Here is a 21,000-nt window from a genome sequence, read left to right as displayed (position 1 = left end):
GCAGTAGGCACGCGCCGCAGTTGGCCATAGGCTGTCTCTCACACTGATCAGAGGGGCTCGCATGAGCGACAACCAGCCGCTCGGTGCTGCTGACGGCAGGGGTCAGTGGCAGCCCGGATTCCACGACGCCCAGGGCCTATGGCACGGCGGATTCTACGACCCGGACGGTCAGTGGCAGCCCGGATTCTACGACGCCGAAGGCTCTGGCAAGTAAGCTTCCACGACGCTGACGGCGGGTGGCACCCCGGGTTCCGCACACCCGACGGCACCTGGAACCCGCTCGAGGACCCCGCGCACCCGCAGACGGTCGGCTCAGACCGAGACCGCCCCGCAGCCGCGTCCGCGCAGTGGCGAGCGCATCCCCTCAGGGCGAAGCCTCCGTAAGCGGACGCAGCAGAGGCATGTGGGCGGTTCTGATCGTTCTCGGCATCTTCACCGTCGCCATGCTGGGGACCGCTGCGTGGCTGCTGCTGTCCAGGCCCGGAGGCGACCCGCTGCTGACCAGCCGCCTGCCGCGCAGGAGCCGGAGCAGGAGGAGCAGGACGAAGGGAGGCGAGTCCTGAGACGACGGCCGAACCAGGGCTGTTCATCCAGGCCCCGCGCAGGAGGACTTCGAGCGCGGCAGGGACCTCACGCTCCCCTCCCCTCCCAGCACCGGTGGGCACCGTCACCATCGACGACTTCGCGGAGGTGGACAGCGTGCAGACCGACGGCCAGACCGCCGTCGCCGCCGAGGAGAGCAGCTGCGGTACGTGGAGTGGAGCTACGAGCCCGCGGACGACCCGTGGTCGGAGGACGGCGAGCTCAGCGTGCGCATAGGCGGCGAGGAGCAGTCCGGAGCGCTCGCCGGTGAGGAGATCAGCGGCAGCTTCATCGCCTCCGTCGCGGAGGGCGACGCGCTCGTCCTCTCGGCGCACGGCGTGGAGCAGGAGATCAGCCTCGCCGAGGGCGAGGCCACGGATCCTGAGGCAGCCGCACTCTTCCACCTGCCGGAGATCCCCACACCCTCGAGGTGGGTGAGACGTTCGTCTTCCCCGACCAGACGCTCTACAGCGGCGACGAGGGCTCCGAGCACAACGCGCAGCTGATCATCAACAGAGCGATGCTCACCTACGAGCACGACGAGCTCGAATGGGACCCGGAGGCGTACCAGGACGGCTACAACTGGGAGAACCAGGATGCCTGGATGCTCTACGGGCTCGACAGCACCGGCCCCGCGGAGCCCGGCAGCATCTGGCTGATCCTCGACATGCGCATCGAGATCCAGGGACCGGACGGGGTCCTGGACTTCGACGGCGGCACATGGACACTCACAGCCGTGGACCAGGACGGCAGCAGCACCCAGCACGAGTACACCTCTGAGGCCTCCGGCATCGACCAGTGGCCGTACGGGGACTACGGCGCGGCCTTCGAGGTCCCCATCAGCGCCGCCACCGTCGACCTGGTCGCCTCGCTCGAGGTGGAGTACGAGGGGCAGAGCAGCACGATCGAATCGGCCACACCGATCACCCTCGACCTCCTCCCGGAGAACTGAGGCGCAGCCCCGCCCGTCTACAGGGCAGTGCTGAGCGCACCGGCAGCCACCACGGCCGCGGCGCCCACCAGCCCGGCCCACCCACGACGGGTCGGCCGCTCCCCAGCAGCACCACCGCCAGCAGGATCGGCACCGCCGGGTAGACGGCGACCGTCGCTGAGGTCGTCGCCAGCCCCACCGCCGAGGAGCTGAGGTGGAACAGCAGCATGCCCGCCGCGCTGAACCCGCCGGCGAGCACCACCAGCGCCCCTCCCCGACCCCTGGGAGCACCCGCACACCGCGCCGCACCGTGACCAGGCCGAGCATCACCAGGAACGAGGCGGCCGCCCATGCCAGCAGCCCCTGGGTGAACGATTCCCCGGAATCTGGGCCACCCCCACCAGCTCCACGGCATAGCCCAGCCCTGCGCACAGAGCCAAGGGCGCGGACCCGCGTCCAGAGCGCGTGCGCGGAGCCTGAGGCAGAACAGTGTCCGGACCGACGATCGTCATCGACGAGGTCACCACCGGCAGAGGGAGGTCACCACGGTCACCGCACGGTCATCCCTGCGCTGGGAGACCAGCAGCCACACGGTGAGCATGGCCAGGCCGATCAGCGCGAACCGGATGGGCTCGGCGCCCTCGCCCAGGAGCAGCATCGCCACCAGTCCAGGGTCACCGTGGCCGTCACCGTGGACGCCCCGACGGCAAGGGTGAACGTGGCGCGGGAGAGAGCGGCGTAGAGGCACAGGGACCCTGCGATCCCGCCCAGGGCGGCCACCGTCCCCACGTGATCGCGGAGAAGCTCCAGCTCGGCGGAAACGGCTGGGTGAGCAGCAGCATCGCGGCCACCGCGACCACCCCGTACTGGGTCCAGTAGGCCACCGCGAGAGGCCCGGCGGTGCGCGCGACCGTGCCGCTCATGTAGTGGTAGGCACCGAACATCGCTGCTGCTCCGACGGCGAAGAAGATTTCCATACGGACTACCATCCGGCCTCGGGACCCTATGCGTCCACGGCACAATAGTCAGCTGTTCCATTGCGCTTTCAGCAATGGTTGACTGGAGGGTGGCGACTCCCCTGATGGATGATGCGGTTCCCCTGCTGGAGGCTGTGGCGGAGTACGGCGGCGTCACTGCCGCCGCTGACGTGCTGGGGCGCAACGCTTCAGGCATCTCACGCAAGATTCAGCGCCTGGCCTCGGACCTCGGAGTGCCCCTCCTCGAGCGCCGAGGACGCAACGTGGAGCTCACAGCCGCGGCAGAGGCTCTGGTCCAAGCGGCTCCCCACCTGCACGCTGCCGACGAGGCGGCGCGGATGGCCGTCGCCGATGCGGCGGATCCGGCCGTCGGCGAGGTGCGCGTGGCCTCCACGTCTTCGCCATCTCCTCCATCGTGCTGCTGGCCCTCGGCCGGTGGCGGCCCGCCTGGCCGCAGAGTCCCTGGCGCGTGCGCGAAGTGGAGCCGTCCCAGGGCCCGCGCCTGCTGGCGGGACGGCAGGCCGACATCGTGATCATGCCCGCCGGGCCGCACACCCCGCCCGACGACCACCCGCGCTTCTCCGTGAGGAGGCTGGTGACCGAGCCCGTCGACCTCATCGTTCCGCGGGGACACCCCCTCTCCGCGCGTGAGGATGAGGTGCTGCTCAGCGAAGCGAAGGAGGACCTCTGGATCCTCGGATCGCCGTGGCAGGGGTCGCGTCAGGAGATCCTTGAGCAATGCTCCAAAGTAGGCTTCACACCCTCTGAGGGCCACCACGCCCAGGACTGGACGGCCGTCTCCACGCTGGTCGCCTCAGGGCTGGGGTCTCGCTGCTGCCGCGAATGGCGCCCACCCATCCCGGCGTCGTGAGGGTGAGCCTCGGCGGTGCCACCGCTCCAGCCCGCACCATCCTCGCGGCGGCGCGGCGCGGATCCGAACGCCATGCGGCTCATTGCGGCGGCCCTGGAGACCCTCACGGCGGCGGCGAACGCCGCGGTGACCAGCCAGAACCCGCTGACAGGCCTGGACTGACCGCTCGCGGAACGGCCCTGATAGTATCCCTTCATGACACGGCTCACACCGCTGGAATGGCCCGTCATCCGCCAGCTCCGCTCCCGGGACTCCTCGGGCCGCGGCGCAGCCGTGACGTCAAGAAGACGCGTCAGACGGCCCCCGCACAGCGGACGCCGACACGGTGGTGCAGAGCGTCTGCCCCTTCTGCGCCGTGGGATGCGGCCAGAAGGTCTACGCCAGGACGACCGCGTCATCCACATCGAAGGCGATCCCGACTCACCGATCTCCCGCGGGCGGCTCTGCCCCAAGGGCGCTGCGAGCGAGCAGCTGGTCAACTCCGTAGGCCGCCAGACCACAATCCTGTACCGCGCTCCCCGCTCCCACGAGTGGCAGGCGCTGGGCCAGGACGAAGCCATGGACATGATCGCCGACCGGTTCGTCGAGTCCCGCCGACGCCACTGGCAGGACCATGACGAGCACGGCAACCCGGTCAACCGCACCATGGGCATCGCCAGCCTCGGCGGCGCGACGATCGACAATGAGGAGAACTACCTCATCAAGAAGCTGTTCTCGGCCATGCGCGCGGTGCAGATCGAGAACCAAGCTCGCATTTGACACTCCTCCACGGTTCCCGGTCTGGGAACCTCGTTCGAGCGAGGCGGAGCCTCACAGCCCCAGCAGGACCTGGCGAACGCTGACTGCATCGTCATTCAGGGCTCCAACATGGCCGAGTGCCACCCTGTCGGATTCCAGTGGGTCACTGAGGCGCAGAAGCGCGGTGCCCGCGTCATCCACGTCGACCCCGCTTCACCCGCACCAGCGCCGTGGCCGACAAGCACGTGGCTCTGCGCGCAGGCAGCGACATCGCCCTGCTGGGCGCCCTGATCAACTACGTCCTCAGCAACGACCTCTACTTCGAGGAGTACGTCCGGCACTACACCAACGCGGCGACGATCATCTCTGAGGACTACCGGGACACCGAGGACCTCAACGGGCTCTTCTCCGGGTACGACAAGGAGAGCAGCTCCTACAGCCCGGCCTCCTGGTCCTACCAGGCCCGCGGCAGCGGGGAGAAGGTTGAGGAGAAGGGAGCTGAGGATGAGGGCGAGACAGCCGACCCGCAGGGTACGGCGAAGGAGGACCTCCTCTCACGCACGCGGACCTCGCCCACGACCCCACCCTGCAGGACCCCGCTGCGTGTTCCAGGTGCTCAAGCGCCACTACTCCCGCTACACCCCGGAGATGGTCGAGGAGACCTGCGGCATATCGGCCGAGGACTTCCAGTACCTCGCCGAGTCGGTGACGCAGAACTCCGGGCGCGACCGCACCACCGCGTTCTGCTACGCGGTCGGCTGGACCCAGCATGCTCAGGGCGCGCAGTTCATCCGCACCGCCGCTGCCCTTCAGCTGCTCCTGGGCAACATGGGACGTCCCGGCGGAGGCATCATTGCCCTGCGCGGCCACGCCACCATCCAGGGCTCCTCCGACATCCCCACCCTGTTCAACCTGCTGCCGGGCTACCTGCCGATGCCCGAAGCCGGAACGCACAACACCCTGGCCGAGTTCACCAACGCCATCGGATCCAAGCACCAGAAGGGCTTCTGGGCCAATGGCGATGCGTACGCGGTCAGCCTGCTCAAGGCCTGGTGGGGCGATGCGGCCCAGAAGGAGAACGACTACGCCTACGGCTACCTGCCGCGGCTGACCGGCCCCCACGGGACGTACCAGACGCTGGAGAAGATGCTCAAGGACGAGATCGACGGCTACTTCATCGTCGGTCAGAACCCCGCCGTGGGCTCCGCGAACGGCAAGATGCAGCGGATGGGAATGTCTCATCTGAAGTGGCTGGTGGTCCGCGACTTCAGCCTCATCGAGTCGGCCACCTGGTGGAAGGCCGGGCCGGAGATCGACAGCGGCGAGCTGCGCACCGAAGACATCGACACCGAGGTGTTCTTCATGCCGGCGGCGAACCACACCGAGAAGGTGGCACCTTCACCCAGACCCAGCGGCTGGTCCAGTGGCGCCACCAGGCGGTGAACCCGCCCGACGACGCGCAGAGCGAGCTCGAGTTCTTCTACGAGCTGGGCAAGCGCATCAGGGAGCGGGTGGCCGACTCCACCGACCCGCGCGATCGTCCCCTGCAGGACCTCACCTGGGACTACCCCGTCGATGAGCACGGCGAGCCCGACGCAGAAGCCGTCCTGCGTGAGATCAACGGCTACCACCTCACCGGTGAGGACAGCCGGCAAGCCGCTGTCGAGCTTCACCCAGATGCGCGCCGACGGGTCCACCTCAGGAGGCTGCTGGATCTACACCGGCATCTTCGCCGACGGCGTCAACCAGTCTGCCCGCCGCAAGCCCGGCCAGGAGCAGGACGAGACAGCATCCGAGTGGGCGTGGGCATGGCCCGCCAACCGCCGCGTGCTGTACAACCGCGCGTCCGCCGACCCTCAGGGCAGGCCCTGGAGCGAACGCAAGAAGTACATCTGGTGGGACGAGGACCAGGAGAAGTGGACCGGCAAGGACGTGCCGGACTTCCCCATAGGCCTGAAGCCCGGCACGGAGGCCGACCCGGACTCAGGCGGGCCGGACGCGCTCGCCGGGGACGACCCCTTCATCATGCAGTCGGACGGCAAGGGCTGGCTCTACGCGCCCAAGGGCATGGTGGACGGTCCGCTGCCCACGCACTACGAGCCGCCCGAATCCCCGATCACCAACCCCTCTATGGGCAGCAGAGCAACCCTGCGCGGATCGTCTTCCAGCGCCGGGACAACCTGCTGGCTCCCTCCTCGGAGCAGCCGGGGGCAGACGTGTACCCCCACGTCTTCACCACCTACCGGCTCACCGAGCACCACACAGCCAAGCGGCATGAGCCGCTTCCTGCCGTATCTGGCGGAGCTTCAGCCGGAGATGTTCTGCGAAGTCTCCGAAGAGTTCGCAGAGCTGGTCGGGCTGGAGAACTACGGCTGGGCCACCATCATCTCGCCCCGCTCCGCCATCGAAGCCCGCGTCCTGGTCACCAACCGTGTGCGTGCGCTCACCGCAGGCGGACGACGGATCCACCAGGTGGGACTGCCCTACCACTGGGGCAGCGGCACCGATGCCGTGGTCGAAGGCGACTCAGCCAACGACCTCCTCGGCATCGTCCTTGACCCCAACGTGCAGATCCAGGGATCCAAGGCCGCCCAGTGCGCCGTGCTGCCGGGACGCCGCCCCGCGGCCCCGAGCTGCTCACCCTGGTGGAGGAGTACCGGCAGCAAGTAAGCCTCTCCGTGGAGACGGGCAACACCCGGCTCACCGTCCCCTACGTCGAGTCCGACCGGACCACCAGTCAGGAGAAGACATGACGGATCATCTCGTCGAAGACCCGCAGCGCAGCGCCGAAGCCCACGGCGACGCGGCTGAGGCGCGCAAATCGTTCTTCACCGACACCTCCATATGCATCGGCTGCAAAGCCTGCGAAGTGGCCTGCAAGGAGTGGAACCGCAACCCGGCCGACAGCGACCTCGAGCTCTCGGAGTCCTCCTACGACAACACCGAGGGCCTCGGCGCCAACACGTGGCGCCACGTCGCCTTCGTCGAGCAGGACCAGGAGCGCATCGAGACCGCGCGGGAATCCGGGCGGAAGCTGGTCAGCCTCGGCATGCCCAGCGTCGGCCCGCCGCCGCCCTCAGAGACCAGCACCGGCACCGCTCCCCGGACACCGACGAGTTCCGCTGGCTGATGTCCTCGGACGTGTGCAAGCACTGCACCCACGCCGGCTGCCTGGACGTCTGCCCCACCGGGGCCCTGTTCCGCACCCAGTTCGGCACGGTCAAGGTCCAGGAGGACATCTGCAACGGCTGCGGCACCTGCGTCGGCGGCTGCCCGTTCGGCGTGATCGAGCGGCGCGACGAAGGCATCATCCGCGCCAAGGTCGAGCGCAACCAGTCCAAGTACGCGCAGGACATCCCGAACGAGGGCACGGCCAACAAGTGCACGTTCTGCCACGACCGCCTCGTCGACGGCCAGACCCCTGCCTGCGCCCAGACCTGCCCCACCACGTCCATCAAGTTCGGCGAGCACACGGACATGGTCGCGGACGCCCGCGCCCGGGTCGCTGAGCTGCACGCCCAGGGCATGACGGAGGCCCGCCTCTACGGCGCCAACCCCAAGGACAGGGTGGGCGGCACCGGATCGGTGTTCCTGCTGCTGGACGAGCCCGAGGTCTACGGCCTGCCTCCCGACCCCGCGTGCCCACCAAGGACCTTCCACGGATGTACAAGCACACCGCGATGGCCATGCGCGCCATGATCGCCGCAGTCGGGGCCTCCTTCGCCGCGTCCTTCGCCTCAGGAGGCCGCCGGTGACGACCTCCCAGCACGACGCCTACCGGCCGCCGGAGCCCCACCTCGAGAGGGCGAAAGAGGAAGGCCGACGAGGGCGGGCGCGAAATGCCCGTGGTGGAGAAGCCGAACTTCACGTCCTACTACGGACGGCCCGTCGTCAAAGCCCCGCCCTGGGGCGACGAGATCGGCGCCTACCTGTTCCTCGGCGGCCTGGCAGGCGGCTCCTCGCTCCTCTCGGTCGGCGCCCAGCTGACAGGTAGGCGAGTCCTTCAGCGCAACGCAAGGCTCACCTCACTGGGTGCAGTCAGTCTGGGGACAGTCGCACTGATCCACGACCTCGGACGGCCCGAGCGCTTCCTCTACATGCTGCGCACCTTCAAGCCCACCTCGCCGATGAGCGTCGGCAGCTGGCTGCTGAGCACCTTCAGCACCATGGCAGGCGTCACGGCAAGCATCGAAGCCGACCGTCTCCTCGGCCACCGGCTCCCGCTGGGGCCGGCCGCCGCATCCTGCGGCTCGCCGAAGTGCCCGCCGAGGCAGGCACGGCCCTGCTCGCCGCCCCGCTGGCCAGCTACACCGGCGCGCTGCTGTCCGACACGGCAGTCCCGACGTGGAACGCCGCACGCGACGAGCTGCCCTTCGTGTTCGTCTCCTCCGCCTGCATGGCCGCCTCCGGGGCAGCCATGGTGACCACGCCGACGGCGCAGACCGGCCCGGCCCGCTCGCTGGCGGCCGTCGCCGCGGTGGGCGAGGTCGTCTCGATGAAGATCATGAAGAAGCGCATGCACCCCGCCGAGGCGGAGCCTCTGGAGCAGGGCCCAGCGGGCACCATGCTGAAGTGGGCGGAACGGCTGACCATCGCCGGCGCCGCAGGCTCGACGCTGCTGGGCGGTAGGCGGACGGCCGCGGCGGCCAGCGGCCTCATGATGCTCAGCGCCTCAGCGCTCACACGCCTGGGCATCCTGCGTGCCAAGCATCGCCTCTGCGGACGACCCTCGCCACACCATCGAGCCGCAGAAGGCCCGCCTGGCAGCCCGTCGGGCCCAGGGCATCGTCGACGACTCCATCACCACCGTCAGCTGAGCACCGGCCGGGATCAGCGGAGGCTGATCCCTCCGGCGCGGCCATCCGGACCGCTCGGCACCGTGTGTCCGATGACGGGGTAGCCCGGCACCTCGCCGACCACCAGCAGCCCTCCGGATGTCTGAGCGTCGGCGAGCTTCAGCAGATCGTCCTCACCGATGCCGGGCCCCGCACTGAGATGGTCTCGGACCCAGTCCAGATTCCGGCGCGTGCCGCCCGAGACGTAGCCGTCCCGGAGGGCCTCCGCAGCGCCCTCCAGCATGGGAACGGCCTGCACATCGAGCTGCGCGCCCACTCCTGAGGCGCGGCACATCTTGAACAGGTGGCCCAGAAGCCCGAAGCCGGTCACATCGGTGGCCGCCCTCAGGTAAGCGGCCACGACAGCCTCGGCGGCGTCCCGGTTCAGGAGGCCATCGTCTCGACCGCCTCGGGAAGACCTCGGCGGTCGCCTTGTGCCGGTTGTTCAGCAGCCCCAGGCCCAGCGGCTTGGTGAGCGTCAGCGGCATGCCCGGCTCGGCGGCATCATTGCGCAGCAGCTGGTCAGTAAGCGCGATGCCCGTCACCGACAGTCCGTACTTCGGCTCCGGATCATCGACGGTGTGCCCGCCGATCAGCGGACAGCCGGCCTGCTCGGCCACGGCGAGACCGCCGCGCAGCACCTCGGCGAGCAGCTCCATCGGCAGCGTCTCCGCGGCCACCCCACCAGGTTGATCGCCACCTTCGGAGTGCCGCCCATGGCGTAGATGTCTGAGAGGGCGTTCGCGGCCGCGATCCGGCCCCAGTCGTAGGCATCGTCGACCACTGGGGTGAAGAAGTCAGCAGTGGAGAGCAGCGCGGTGTCACCGTCGAGCCGCACCGCTGCAGCGTCGTCCCCGTTGTTGAGACCCACCAGGACTTCGTCGTGGTGCGGGGAGGGCAGGCCGCTCAGCACCTTCTCAAGCTCCCCGGCGGAATCTTGCAGGCGCACCCTCCGCCGTGGGCGTAGGTGGTCAGACGGGTTGCCGAGTGTGAAGACATGGGGCGAGTATAGGAGCGGCGGAGACCCGGGTCACAGCCTGGGGCCGTGGAGGCTGCGTCCGCCTCTGACCTGGAGATGCGTGTCCCCAGCGCCGTGGTAAGTTGCTTGCGGAGGTGTATGAGTCCTGGTGGGCTCCACGGTCTTCAAAACCGTTGAGACCGAGTACCTCGGTCTGGCGGGTTCGATTCCCGTCCACCTCCGCCACCACCGGCAGGAGGGAGGCACGACATGGTCGGAGACGATCCCCGACGCTTCATTCCCTCGACTGCCGCGCTCCTGGCCCACCCGCGCGTGCGCAGCGCCGCCCTCAGCCAGCATGTGATCGACCAGACCATTCACCGCGCCCAGGAGCGCGCCCGCCGCGGTGAGCTGCCCCGGGCCAGGTCGAGGCGGAAGTTCTTGCCCGCCTGGACAGCGCCCGCCCCTCCTCCATGCGGCCGGTCATCAACGCCACCGGCGTGGTGGTCCATACCAATCTCGGACGAGCGCCGCTGTCTGCCGCGGCGCGCGACGCCATCGTCGACGCGTCCGGCTACGTCGACGTGGAGATGGACCTGGAGACGGGCCGCCGCTCCCGACGCGGTGCCTCCGCCCGCAGCGCTCTGCTCGCCGCCTGCCCTCCGGCTGAGGACGCGCTGATCGTCAACAACAGGGCCGCCGCCCTCGCCCTTGCCTGCGCCGCACTGGTGGGCCGCGGCATCGTCGTCATCAGCAGAGGCGAGCTGGTGGAGATCGGGTAAGCTTCCGCCTGCCCGAGCTCATCGAGTCCGCCGGGGCGCAGCTGCTCGAGGTGGGCACCACCAACCGGACCCACATCACCGACTATGCCCGGGCCCTGGACCGGATACCCGAAGGCACCCGGGCCTGCGTGCTGAAGGTCCACCCGAGCAACTACCGCATCAGCGGGTTCACCGCCGGAGCGTCGGTGGCCGAGCTGAGCGAGCTCTCCAAGCACCACGGGCTTCCGCTGGTCGCCGACATCGGCAGCGGGCTGCTCAGCCATGAGCCCGCTCTGCCGGAGGAGCCCGACCTCAGCACCACCCTCTCCGACGGCGCAGACCTCGTCATCGCCAGCGGGGACAAGCTGCTCGGCGGCCCGCAGGCTTACCTGCTGCTGGGCTCCTCGGCCGTCATCTCGCAGCTCTCCGCACACCCGATGGCGCGGGCGATGCGCACCGACAAGCTCACCCTTGCCGCGATGGAGGCCACCCTCAACGGAGGGAGGACTCCGGTCAGCGACGCTCTGCAGACAGACCCCGAGGAGCTGCGCCGGCGCACCGAGGGCATGGCCGAGTCTCTGGATGCGCGCACTGTGCCCCATGACGGCCGCGTGGGAGGCGGCGGCGCCCCAGAATTTCCGCTGCCCGGGTGGGCGGTGCAGCTGCCCCAGGCGGCCGCATCGCTGCTGCGCCGGCACGAGCCGCCCGTCCTCGCCCGCACCCACGACAAGACGTGCCTCATCGACCTGCGCTGCGTGCCCCGGGCGACGATCCCACCGTCCTGGAAGCAGCCCGCTGGGCACTGGAGGAGCTCTCCTCAGCACGCGGGAGTGATGCCTGAGCATGTTCGTCATGGCGACCGCAGGGCACGTCGACCACGGGAAGTCGACCTTGGTGCGCGCCCTCACCGGAACCGAGCCTGACCGGTGGGACGAGGAGCACCGTCGGGGGCTGACGATCGATCTGGGCTTCGCGGCCACCGCCCTGCCCTCGGGGCGCGTCGTCTCATTCGTCGACGTACCCGGGCATGAGCGCTTCCTGGGAAACATGCTCTCCGGGCTCGGCCCGGCCCCATGGTGTGCTTCGTCGTCGCCGCCGACGAGGGTTGGCAGCCGCAGTCCAGCGACCACCGCGATGCCGTCGCAGCCCTGGGCATCGACACCGGCCTGATCGTCATCACCCGCGCCGACCGTGCCCCCGACCGCGCACAGCACGTGCTGGAGCAGGCGCGCGAGGAGCTCTCCTCCACCGGCCTGGCATCGGCGCTAAGCCGTCGTGGTCTCCGCCGCCACCGGTGCAGGGCTCGACGAGCTGCGCACCGCCCTCGACAGCGTGCTCGCCGCAGCCCGGCCGCCCGCGGCCGACGGCCCGGTGCGCACCTGGGTGGATCGAGCCTTCAGCGTCGCCGGGGCCGGCACCGTCGTGACCGGCACGCTCGCCGCCAGTGGCTCCATCGCGAACAGCGGCTGCGGCTGGTCGGCGAGCAGGTCGACGAGACGGTCGTGGTGCGCGGCCTGCAGGCCCACGGCTCCGACGTGGACTCCTGGCAGCCGCCCAGCGGGCGGCCGTCAGCCTCCGAGGGGTCGACGCGGAGCGCACAGGTCGCGGCGATGTGCTGCTCACCCCAGGCGACTGGCACCTCACCGACACGATCGATGTGCGGCACACCAGCGGCGACGACTTCTCCCACACTCCGCAGAGCGTCACCGTCCACGTGGGCACAGCTGCGACGGCCGCGAGGTGCCGTCCCTTCGACGACGCGCATGCCCGGCTCTCCCTCGACAGGCCGCTGCCCCTGCAGATCGGCGATCGTGTGCTGCTGCGCACCTCCGGCAGGCGCACCGTGCTGGCAGGTGCGCTCGTGCTGGACCCGGACCCGCCCTCGCTGAAACGGCGGGGTGAGGGAGCACGCCGAGCGGACGCCCTGGCACAGACGTCACCCGAGGGCGACCTCATCGGTGAAGTGCGCCGCCGCGGAGCAGTCCGGTCCGAGGCGCTGCGCCGCATCGGCGTGGAGGTGCCGGAGGATCTGCCGGAGCAGGTCCGCCGCCTCGACGGCTGGCTCGTGGAGGCGGCTCAGGCGGCCCGCTGGAGCGAGACGCTCCGGGCGGCGGTGGAGCAGCACATGCGCCGGGACCCGCTCTCGGAGGGCCTGTCCCAAGGCGCTGCCGCCGACCTGCTGGACCTGCCCGAGCCCAAAGTGCTGGCCCCCTCGTGGAGGAGGCTGGGCTCCACCAGTCAGCCGGGCGCATCACGGTAAGCGGGGCCGAGCGGGGCCTGGGCCCGGCCGAGGCGTCGATCGCCGCTCTGGAGCAGGACCTCAGCCGCAGCCCTTTCCATGCGCCCGAGGCTCACAGGCTCTCAGAGCTCGGCCTCGGCGAACGTGAGCTGGCCGCCGCCGAAAGCCGTGGACGGCTCGTGCGCCTGGCCGAAGGCCTGGTGCTGCTGCCCAGTGCACCCGCCCGCGCGATGCGGGAGCTTGCGGCGCTGGAGCAGCCCTTCACCCTCAGCGCCGCACGGAAGGCGCTCGGCACCACCCGCCGGGTGGCTGTTCCCCCTGCTGGAGCACCTGGACTCCCGGGGCTGGACGCGCCGCGTCGACTCCTCACTGCGCGAAGTGGTCCGCTGAGCACCCGGAGGACCCAGCTCTCCCGCTGATCATTGCCGTACGCTTCCGCACGGCTCACCGGCGCTCCATCATCAGTCTTCAGGATCCTCCAGAAGCACCCTTTCTTTTATACCCCTAGGGTATATGCAATACTCACCTGCATACCCCTAGGGTATCCAAGAAATGTCTACGGAGAGGGAACTGTCCCATGCTTCTGGAACGCATCTACGACGAAGACCTGGCCCAGGCGAGCTACTTCATCGGCTGCCAGACCAAGGGCGAAGCTGTCGTCATCGACGCCCGCCGCGACCTCAGCGACTACTTCGACCTCGCCGCCCGGCACGGCATGCGCATCACCGCGGTGGCCGAGACCCACATCCACGCCGACTACCTCTCCGGCACCCGCGAGCTCGCCGCCGCGACCGGCGCCGAGGCATACGTCTCCGGTGAGGGCGGTGAGGACTGGCAGTACGGCTTCGACGCCAACCGGCTCAAGCACGGCGACGCCGTCTCGATCGGCAGCATCCGCATCGAAGCCCGCCACACCCGGGCCACACGCCGGAGCACCTGGTCTTCCTCGTGACCGACGGCGCATTCAGCGACGACCCCGGCTACATGATCTCCGGGGACTTCGTCTTCGCGGGAGACCTCGGTAACCGGACCTCCTCGATGAGGCCGCAGGCGGACAGGACACCCGCTTCGAGGGTGCGCAGCAGCTGTTCCGCAGCCTGAAGAACGAGTTCATCACGCTGCCCGACCACGTCATGGTCCACCCGGGCCACGGATCCGGCAGCGCCTGCGGCAAGCCCTCGGCGCCCTGCCCTCCACCACCGTCGGGTACGAGCGCGAGAATGCATGGTGGGCTCAGTACGTCGCTGACGAGGACGAGCAGGGCTTCATCGACGAGCTCCTCGACGGCCAGCCCGACGCCCACGCCTACTTCGGACGCATGAAGCGGGAGAACAAGGACGGCCCCACGTGCTCGGCCCCAGGGCCCCTCGTGGAGATGACGGCTGACCAGGTCCGCAGCGCCCTCGAAGAGTCACGCGCGATCTTCGTGGACACCCGCAGCCAGGATGAGGTCAAGCACGGCACCCCGTGGAGCCCTCAACATCCCCGCCGGAGGCAAGACCGCAAGCTTCGGCGCCTGGGCCTACGACCCCGAGCGCGAGACCCGTCCCTCATCCTTCTCGCCGAAGACGGCGAGCAGGCGGACTCCTGCGCGAGCACCTCATGCGCGTCGGCATCGACCGGGTCAAGGGCTACATCACCAGCCTCGAGGGCCTGCAGAGGACCCAGCCTTCGACCATCACCCCCGCCGAGCTCGAGAACTTCGAGCCCGCCCTGCTGCTGGACGTGCGCAACAAGTCCGAGCACGCAGAAGGCCACATTCCAGGGTCTGAGCAGCTCAGCGCCGGACGGGTCCTCTGGCACCAGGACCAGCTGCCCACCAGCGGTCCGATCGTCACCTACTGCCAGTCCGGGACCCGGAACTCGGTGGCGGCGAGCGCGCTGAGGCGCGAAGGCCACGACGTCCGCGAACTCGTCGGCAGCTACGCTTAGCTGGACCGAGTGGAAGCAGTCCAACTGACATGTCATCCCGAAAGGAAAGCACCTCTATGCCCGCATCCTCTCCCGCCGCACCCATGAGCCCCGCAGAGCTGGCTGAGAAGCTCCAGTCTCAGCAGCCCCTCTGCTGGTCGACGCCCGCACCCCGGCGGAGCACGAGTCGCTGCGGGTCCCCGGATCCCACAACGTTCCGCTGGACCTGCTCCAGAAGAACAGGGAGACCCTGGCCGAACAGTTCACCGGAGACATCGTGCTGATCTGCCAGACAGGAAACCGCGCCAACCAGGCCCTGCAGCACCTGCGTGCCGCAGGAGTGGACACCGCACGGGTCCTCGACGGCGGCGTCGTCGCCATGGAGTCGCAGCACAGCCAGCACACCCCGCGGTCAGCAGCGCTGGGCCATGGACCGGCAGGTGCGCATGGTCGCCGGGTCCTTGGTGCTCACCGGCTTCGTGGGCGGGAAGCTGATCTCCCCAAGGTGGGCTATCTCGCCGGAGCGATCGGCGCCTACCTGACCTTCTCCGCTCTGACCGACTCCTGCGCTATGGCCGCGGCACTGAACAGGATGCCGTGGAACAAGGTGGAAGCTGACCCGACAGTGGAGAAGCTGCTGGCCGAGATTCCCCAGTCGCTGCAGGTGAAGGTCCCGCAGCAGTCTGCGCAGCGATGACCACCGGACTCATTCTGGCGATGGTCCTCGCCGTCGGGATCGGGCTCTCCCTGGGCCTGCTCGGCGGCGGGGGCACCATCCTGGCCGTCCCGCTGCTGACCTACGTAGCGGGGATGCCTGCCAAGGAGGCGATCGCCGCCTCGATGTTCATCATCGGGGTCACCTCCGCGGTCAGCGTCATCGCCCACGCGAGGCGCGGGACCGTGCAGTGGAGAACAGGGTTCATCTTTGGGGCCGCAGCCATGGTCGGCGCCTTCGGCGGGGCCTGCTGGGCAGCCAGCTTCCCGCCGTGGTGCTCATGGTCGGCTTCGGCATCATGATGGTCGCCACCGCCCTGGCTATGATCCTCGACCGCAGAGCCAAGCAGTCCGGGGCGCCCCAGAAGAAGCTCCCGCTGGTCAAGATCCTCCTGGAGGGACTGGTGGTCGGGGCGGTGACCGGCATGGTCGGCGCGGGCGGAGGATTCCTCGTGGTGCCTGCGCTCGTTCTGCTCGGCGGGCTCTCCATGCCCACCGCGGTGGCGACCTCGCTGCTCATTATCTCGCTGAAGTCATTCACCGGCCTGGCTTACTACCTGACCACAGTGAGCATCGACTGGGTCCCGGTGCTCATGATCACCGGCATCACCGTGCTCGGGGCACTGGTGGGCTCCGCGCTGGTGAAGCACGTGCCGGAGAAGGCTCTGAAGAAGGCGTTCGGGTACCTGGTGCTCGCGATGGGCATCGTGGTGTTCCTCCAGGAGCTGCCTCTGAGCGTGGGGCTGGGGGCTGCGGCAGCGGTCCTCATTCTCCTCGCGGGACTGATGCTCCGGGGACGCCGACGAGCAATAGGAGAAGGAGGAGCGGCAGCGTGAAAGAAGCAGATCCGGAGACGCAGCGACGCATCGTCAACCGGCTCAAGCGGGCCCGCGGGCAGCTCGACTCCGTCATCTCCGCAGTGGAGAGCGGCGACGGGTGCCGTGACGTGGTCACGCAGCTCTCGGCAGTGTCCACCGCTCTGGACCGTGCGGGCTTCGTGGTGGTCTCCTCCGCGATGCAGTTCTGCATCACGGACCCGGAGGCGGCCGCCGCGTCCGAGGACGGACTGACCGTCGAGGAGCTGGAGAAGCTCTTCCTCTCCCTCTCTTAGGCACCCTCTCTGTATACAGAAACGATGCGAAACCGGCGCGATGCGGGAGTATTCGCCCTCCTGGGTTCCGCCGAGCCCTGTTTATGTATACAGTGAGGCTATGCGAGCAAGTGATGCGGCGTACACTTCCCTGCAGGAGGAGATCCTCGAAGGTCACCTCGCACCCGGGACTGTCCTGGGCGAGGTGGGCCAGTCCGAACGCCTCGGCGTGTCTCGCACCCCTATCCGAGAGGCTCTGGCTCGTCTGATCGCTGCTTACTTGGCCGTACAGCAGCCAGGGCGCGGAACCGTCGTCAGCGAGATCTCGCTGGAGGACGTGGACCTGCTCTTCGAAGCCCGCATCCCGCTGGAGACTCAGGCCGCTTACCTGGCCGCCGCACGAGGCGCCCCTGACGCGTTCCTTCACCTGGCAGACGAGTTCCAGCACGCTCAGCAGTCAGCTGAGGCGGAATCTCACTACACGCTGGCATCCCGCATGGATCAGGCGATCGACGAGGCGGCGCAGAACCCGTATCTCAGTGCGATGCTCGCCAACCTCCGGGTGCACCTCATCCGTGTGCGCCGCATGGCAAAGAACCAGCCGCAGCGGCTTGCGCAGTCAGCCGCTGAGCACCGCGAGATCTGCCTGGCCGTCGCCTCCGGCGACGAGCAGATGGCCCAGGCGGCCACCACGCTGCACCTGCGCCGGAGCCTCGCCTACATCTCCGCGCTCAGGAACTAGAAGGATCAGCCCAGCCCATGAGAGGACGCCCCCGTCGATGATCGAGCACACCGTGAGAGTCCGTCCCAGCACGGACAGCCTGCCCCGTGAGGACCAGCTGGCCCACAAGATCGCCCGCGTCGCCCGCGACGAGGTGCCCGTGGAGGCCGACGTCGCAGACATGGTGATCAACAGAATCATCGACAACGCCTCCGTGGCAGCGGCGTCCCTGGCCCGAGCGCCCGTGGCATCCGCCCGCGCCCAGGCCCTCGACCACCCGGTCTCCGCCAACGGACGCGGCGCGTCGGTGTTCGGCACCTCCCAGAGGACCTCCCGAATGGGCGGCCTGGGCCAACGGAGTCGCCGTGCGCGAACTGGACTTCCACGACACGTTCCTCGCCGCGGACTACTCCCACCCCGGCGACAACATCCCCGCGATCCTCGCCGTCGCGCAGCACACCCGGCGCTCCGGGGCAGACCTGCTGCGCGGAGTGGCCACCGGCTATGAGATCCAGGTGGATCTGGTGAAGTCGATCTGTCTGCACAAGCACAAGATCGACCACGTGGCCCACCTGGGCCCCTCGGCCGCTGCAGGCATCGGCACCCTGTTGGATCTGGACACGGAGACGATCTTCCAAGCCGTCGGGCAGGCGCTGCACACCACCACCGCCACCCGCCAGTCCCGCAAGGGCGAAATCTCCACATGGAAGGCCCACGCCCCCGCCTTCGCAGGCAAGATGGCGGTCGAGGCAGTCGACCGGGCTATGCGGGGACAGACCTCCCCGTCCCGATCTATGAGGGCGAGGACGGAGTGATCGCCTGGATCCTGGACGGCCCCGACGCCGAGTACACGGTCCCCTGCCCGGCCCCGGAGAGCCCAAGCGGGCCATCCTCGACACCTACACCAAAGAGCACTCGGCCGAGTACCAGGCCCAGGCCTGGATCGACCTCGCCCGGAAGCTGCACCATCAGCACCCTGAGCTGACCGACCCTGCGAACGTGGAGTCGGTGCTGATCCGTACCAGCCACCACACCCATTACGTCATCGGCTCCGGCGCGAACGACCCGCAGAAGTACGACCCGGGAGCATCGCGCGAGACCCTCGACCACTCCATCCCCTACATCTTCACCGTCGCCCTGCAGGACGGCACGTGGCACCATGCCGACTCCTACGCCCCGGAGCGCGCAGGACGACCGGACACGGTGGAGCTGTGGCAGAAGGTCACCACCGAGGAGGACCCCGAGTGGACCCGCAGGTACCACTCAGCGGAGATTGCGGAGAAGGCCTTCGGCGGCTCCGTGGAGATCCGTCTCACGGACGGCCGCACCATCACCGACGAGATCGCCGTCGCAGACGCGCACCCCTGGGCGCGCGCCCCTTCGAGCGCGAGCAGTACATCGCGAAGTTCCGCTCACTGGCCTACGGCGTCATCGACGACGCCGAGATCCGCCGCTTCCTCGACACCGTGCAGCGCCTCCCGAGCTCTCCCCGAGGAGCTGGACGGGCTGAACATCGCAGCCGCCGACGGCATCCTCGAGCAGTCCCCGCGCCGAAGGGCCTGTTCTGATGCTCTACGCCGCGACGACACCTCAGCAGAAGCGTCAGCACCTGCGCGAGATCCTCACTCCCGGAGCTGCCCGGCAGTTTCCGGGTGCGTTCACACCGCTGAGCGCACCGCTGATCCAGGAGAAGGGCTTCGACGGCGTCTACGTCTCCGGGGCGGTGATCGCCAACGAGCTGGGACTGCCGGACATCGGGCTGACCACGCTCACCGAGGTCGCGCAGCGGGCAGGGCAGATCGCACGCATGACCGACCTGCCGACCCTCGTCGACGCCGACACCGGCTTCGGCGAGCCCATGAACGTGGCGCGCACCATCCACGAGCTGGAGAGCGCGGGTCTGGCTAACTGCCACATCGAGGACCAGGTCAACCCCAAGCGCTGCGGGCATCTGGACGGCAAATCCACCGTGGACGCGGAGACCGCCGCCCAGCGCATCCGCTCCGCGGCCCAGGCCCGGCGGGATGAGGACTTCCTCATCATGGCGCGCACTGACGTCCGCGCTGCGGAAGGCCTGAATGCCGCAATAGAGCGCGCCAAGGCCCTGGTGGCCGCAGGCGCCGACGCGATCTTCCCGAGGCGATGAAGGACCTCAGCGAATTCGAGGCGATATGCCGCGCCGTGGACGTTCCCGTCCTGGCGAACATGACCGAGTTCGGCAGATCGGCCCTCTTCACCCGCCAGCAGCTGGCTGACGCGGGGTGGCGCTCGTCATCTACCCGGTCACCTCGCTGAGGGCAGCGATGGGCGCGGTGGAGCGCACCCTGGACACGCTGGCCGCCGAAGGCACCCAACAGTCTGCAGTGCCGCAGATGATGACCCGCGCCCGCCTCTACGAACTCGTCGACTATGAGGGATACAGCAGCTTCGACTCCGACATCTTCACTTTCGATGTGCCTGAACCGTTCAATGACGAAGGAGCTCAGACGTGACCGACACCGATGTTCACAAAGGTTTGGTTAAGCATCGTCGCCGACCGGACCGCCGTCTCCAAAGTGAACCCTGACACGAACTCTCTGCTCTACCGCGGCTACCCCGTGCAGCAGCTGGCGGCAGGCCTCAGCGTCGAGGCCGTTGCCCTGCTGCTGTGGAGCGGGGAGCTGCCGAGCACGCAGGAGCTCGCTGAGTTCGAGGAGTTCGAACGCAGCCACCGCGGTCTGGACCCCAAGGTCCGCGAGGCCGTCGACCTGCTCCCGGCCGACTGCCACCCCATGGATGTGGGCCGCACCGCCGTCTCTGTGATGGGCGCGAACGACCCGCACGCACAGACCTCCGACCCGGCTGCAGAGCTGCAGAAGGCCAAGAAGCTGTTCGCCGCGTTCCCAGCGGTCCTCGCCTACGATCAGCGGCGCTGGCGCGGCCAGGACCCGGTGGCTCCTCGCGATGACTTGGACTATGCGCAGAACGTCCTGTGGATGACGTTCGGCGAGGAGGCGGCAGCCGAGGTGGTGAACGCCTTCCGCGTCTCGATGGTTCTCTACGCCGAGCACTCCTTCAACGCGTCCACGTTCACCGCGCGCGTGGTCACCTCCACCCTTTCGGACCTGCACTCGGCGGTGACCGCGGCGATCGGCGCCCTGAAGGGCCCCCTGCACGGCGGCGCCAACGAGGCGGTGATGCACACCTTCGCCGAGATCGGGATCCGCCCTGGCGAGACCCGCGAAGAGGCTGCCGCGCGGTCGCGGGAATGGATGGAGAACGCCCTGGCTGAGAAGCGCAAGGTCATGGGATTCGGCCACCGGGTGTACAAGCGCGGGGACTCACGGGTCCCCACCATGAAGGAGTCCCTCGATGCGATGGTGGAGCACTATGGCCGCCATGAGCTGATGGGGCTCTACGAGGGGTTGGAGTCCGCGATGGACGAGGCCACCGGCATCAAGCCGAACCTCGACTACCCGGCAGGGCCCACCTACCACCTCATGGGGTTCGACACCGAGATGTTCACTCCGCTGTTCATCGCCTCGCGGATCATGGGGTGGACTGCGCACATCATGGAGCAGCGCGCGGACAACACCCTGATCCGCCCGCTCAGCGAGTACAGCGGCCCGGACGAACGCTCACTGTAGCCCCGCACAGGCTGCCCGCTTTTCTCAGCGCAAATGTCATGACAAA

The 21,000-nt window shown here is 68.8% G+C and carries 14 protein-coding genes, 1 tRNA gene and 11 pseudogenes; 22 read left to right on the top strand and 4 right to left on the bottom strand.

Going from position 1 to position 21,000, the window contains the following annotated elements; translation table 11 throughout:
* Nucleotides 1–61: 61 nt before the first annotated feature.
* The 4 genes from K0H76_RS06380 to K0H76_RS06365 all read left to right on the top strand — a co-directional run bounded on the left by K0H76_RS06380 (nt 62) and on the right by K0H76_RS06365 (nt 1,534).
* Nucleotides 62–214 (top strand): hypothetical protein, encoded by a 153-nt coding sequence (locus K0H76_RS06380; RefSeq protein WP_258934850.1) that lies wholly within the window; start codon nt 62–64, stop codon nt 212–214.
* A 133-nt stretch (nt 215–347) separates the two neighbouring features.
* Nucleotides 348–563, top strand: coding sequence for a hypothetical protein (locus tag K0H76_RS06375; protein ID WP_258934849.1), 216 nt, complete (start codon nt 348–350; stop codon nt 561–563).
* A 189-nt stretch (nt 564–752) separates the two neighbouring features.
* Nucleotides 753–1,088: a hypothetical protein gene (locus K0H76_RS06370; RefSeq protein WP_258934848.1), complete on the top strand. Its 336-nt coding sequence runs from the start codon at nt 753–755 to the stop codon at nt 1,086–1,088.
* Nucleotides 1,013–1,534 carry a hypothetical protein gene (locus tag K0H76_RS06365; protein ID WP_258934847.1) on the top strand — a complete coding sequence of 174 codons (522 nt, stop codon included), beginning with the start codon at nt 1,013–1,015 and terminating at the stop codon, nt 1,532–1,534. Before K0H76_RS06370 ends, K0H76_RS06365 begins: the two co-directional genes overlap by 76 nt.
* Here the strand turns inward: K0H76_RS06365 and K0H76_RS06360 are convergent.
* From K0H76_RS06360 to K0H76_RS06350, 3 genes are all read right to left on the bottom strand, one after another.
* A complete protein-coding gene (locus tag K0H76_RS06360) occupies nt 1,506–1,775 on the bottom strand; it encodes a hypothetical protein (protein WP_258934846.1) in 270 nt (89 codons plus the stop codon). The genes K0H76_RS06365 and K0H76_RS06360 overlap by 29 nt on opposite strands.
* Before the next feature lie 258 nt (nt 1,776–2,033).
* Nucleotides 2,034–2,171: a hypothetical protein gene (locus K0H76_RS06355; protein ID WP_258934845.1), complete on the bottom strand. Its 138-nt coding sequence runs from the start codon at nt 2,169–2,171 to the stop codon at nt 2,034–2,036.
* A gap of 28 nt (nt 2,172–2,199) precedes the next feature.
* Nucleotides 2,200–2,490 carry a hypothetical protein gene (locus K0H76_RS06350; protein ID WP_258934844.1) on the bottom strand — a complete coding sequence of 97 codons (291 nt, stop codon included), beginning with the start codon at nt 2,488–2,490 and terminating at the stop codon, nt 2,200–2,202.
* Between the two features lie 89 nt (nt 2,491–2,579).
* On the opposite strand from K0H76_RS06350, the gene K0H76_RS06345 reads away from it, so the two are divergent.
* From K0H76_RS06345 to nrfD, 5 genes and pseudogenes are all read left to right on the top strand, one after another.
* Nucleotides 2,580–3,023 (top strand): LysR family transcriptional regulator, encoded by a 444-nt coding sequence (locus K0H76_RS06345; protein ID WP_258934843.1) that lies wholly within the window; start codon nt 2,580–2,582, stop codon nt 3,021–3,023.
* Nucleotides 2,906–3,361 (top strand): LysR substrate-binding domain-containing protein, encoded by a 456-nt coding sequence (locus K0H76_RS06340; protein WP_258934842.1) that lies wholly within the window; start codon nt 2,906–2,908, stop codon nt 3,359–3,361. The genes K0H76_RS06345 and K0H76_RS06340 overlap by 118 nt, the downstream gene beginning before the upstream one ends.
* A gap of 195 nt (nt 3,362–3,556) precedes the next feature.
* Nucleotides 3,557–6,852, top strand: a pseudogene (locus K0H76_RS06335) (molybdopterin-dependent oxidoreductase).
* Nucleotides 6,849–7,854, top strand: a pseudogene (locus K0H76_RS06330) (4Fe-4S dicluster domain-containing protein). The pseudogenes K0H76_RS06335 and K0H76_RS06330 overlap by 4 nt, the downstream one beginning before the upstream one ends.
* Nucleotides 7,851–8,916, top strand: a pseudogene (gene nrfD, locus K0H76_RS06325) (polysulfide reductase NrfD). The pseudogenes K0H76_RS06330 and nrfD overlap by 4 nt, the downstream one beginning before the upstream one ends.
* 13 nt (nt 8,917–8,929) lie before the next feature.
* Here nrfD and selD read toward each other — a convergent pair.
* A pseudogene (gene selD / locus K0H76_RS06320) lies at nt 8,930–9,933 on the bottom strand (selenide, water dikinase SelD).
* A 110-nt stretch (nt 9,934–10,043) separates the two neighbouring features.
* Between selD and K0H76_RS06315 the strand changes: the two are divergent.
* From K0H76_RS06315 to K0H76_RS06255, 13 genes and pseudogenes are all read left to right on the top strand, one after another.
* A tRNA-Sec gene (locus K0H76_RS06315) sits at nt 10,044–10,138 on the top strand.
* A gap of 24 nt (nt 10,139–10,162) precedes the next feature.
* Nucleotides 10,163–11,494 (top strand): annotated as a pseudogene (selA, locus tag K0H76_RS06310) (L-seryl-tRNA(Sec) selenium transferase).
* 2 nt (nt 11,495–11,496) lie between these two features.
* Nucleotides 11,497–12,096: pseudogene (locus tag K0H76_RS06305) on the top strand (GTP-binding protein); the annotation flags it as partial.
* 169 nt (nt 12,097–12,265) lie between these two features.
* Nucleotides 12,266–12,913, top strand: coding sequence for a hypothetical protein (locus tag K0H76_RS06300; protein ID WP_258935529.1), 648 nt, complete (start codon nt 12,266–12,268; stop codon nt 12,911–12,913).
* Nucleotides 12,868–13,311, top strand: a complete 444-nt coding sequence (locus K0H76_RS06295) for a hypothetical protein (protein ID WP_258934841.1) — start codon at nt 12,868–12,870, stop codon at nt 13,309–13,311. The genes K0H76_RS06300 and K0H76_RS06295 overlap by 46 nt, the downstream gene beginning before the upstream one ends.
* Nucleotides 13,312–13,469: 158 nt before the next feature.
* A pseudogene (locus K0H76_RS06290) lies at nt 13,470–14,852 on the top strand (MBL fold metallo-hydrolase).
* Nucleotides 14,853–14,993: 141 nt separating this feature from the next.
* Complete coding sequence (locus K0H76_RS06285; protein ID WP_258935349.1) at nt 14,994–15,500, top strand: rhodanese-like domain-containing protein; 507 nt, start codon at nt 14,994–14,996, stop codon at nt 15,498–15,500.
* A pseudogene (locus tag K0H76_RS06280) lies at nt 15,497–16,353 on the top strand (sulfite exporter TauE/SafE family protein). The gene K0H76_RS06285 and the pseudogene K0H76_RS06280 overlap by 4 nt, the downstream one beginning before the upstream one ends.
* A complete protein-coding gene (locus K0H76_RS06275; RefSeq protein ID WP_146339667.1) occupies nt 16,350–16,628 on the top strand; it encodes a metal-sensitive transcriptional regulator in 279 nt (92 codons plus the stop codon). Before K0H76_RS06280 ends, K0H76_RS06275 begins: the two are co-directional and overlap by 4 nt.
* Before the next feature lie 100 nt (nt 16,629–16,728).
* Nucleotides 16,729–17,349 (top strand): GntR family transcriptional regulator, encoded by a 621-nt coding sequence (locus K0H76_RS06270; RefSeq protein ID WP_258934840.1) that lies wholly within the window; start codon nt 16,729–16,731, stop codon nt 17,347–17,349.
* A gap of 37 nt (nt 17,350–17,386) precedes the next feature.
* A pseudogene (locus K0H76_RS06265) lies at nt 17,387–18,896 on the top strand (MmgE/PrpD family protein).
* Nucleotides 18,896–19,820 (top strand): annotated as a pseudogene (gene prpB / locus K0H76_RS06260) (methylisocitrate lyase). The pseudogenes K0H76_RS06265 and prpB overlap by 1 nt, the downstream one beginning before the upstream one ends.
* Nucleotides 19,817–20,954 (top strand): annotated as a pseudogene (locus tag K0H76_RS06255) (bifunctional 2-methylcitrate synthase/citrate synthase). The pseudogenes prpB and K0H76_RS06255 overlap by 4 nt, the downstream one beginning before the upstream one ends.
* Nucleotides 20,955–21,000 lie beyond the last annotated feature (46 nt).

The organism is Nesterenkonia pannonica (assembly GCF_019575955.1).
Classification (GTDB): domain Bacteria; phylum Actinomycetota; class Actinomycetes; order Actinomycetales; family Micrococcaceae; genus Nesterenkonia; species Nesterenkonia pannonica.
This window is presented reverse-complemented; position numbering and strand designations above follow the sequence as displayed.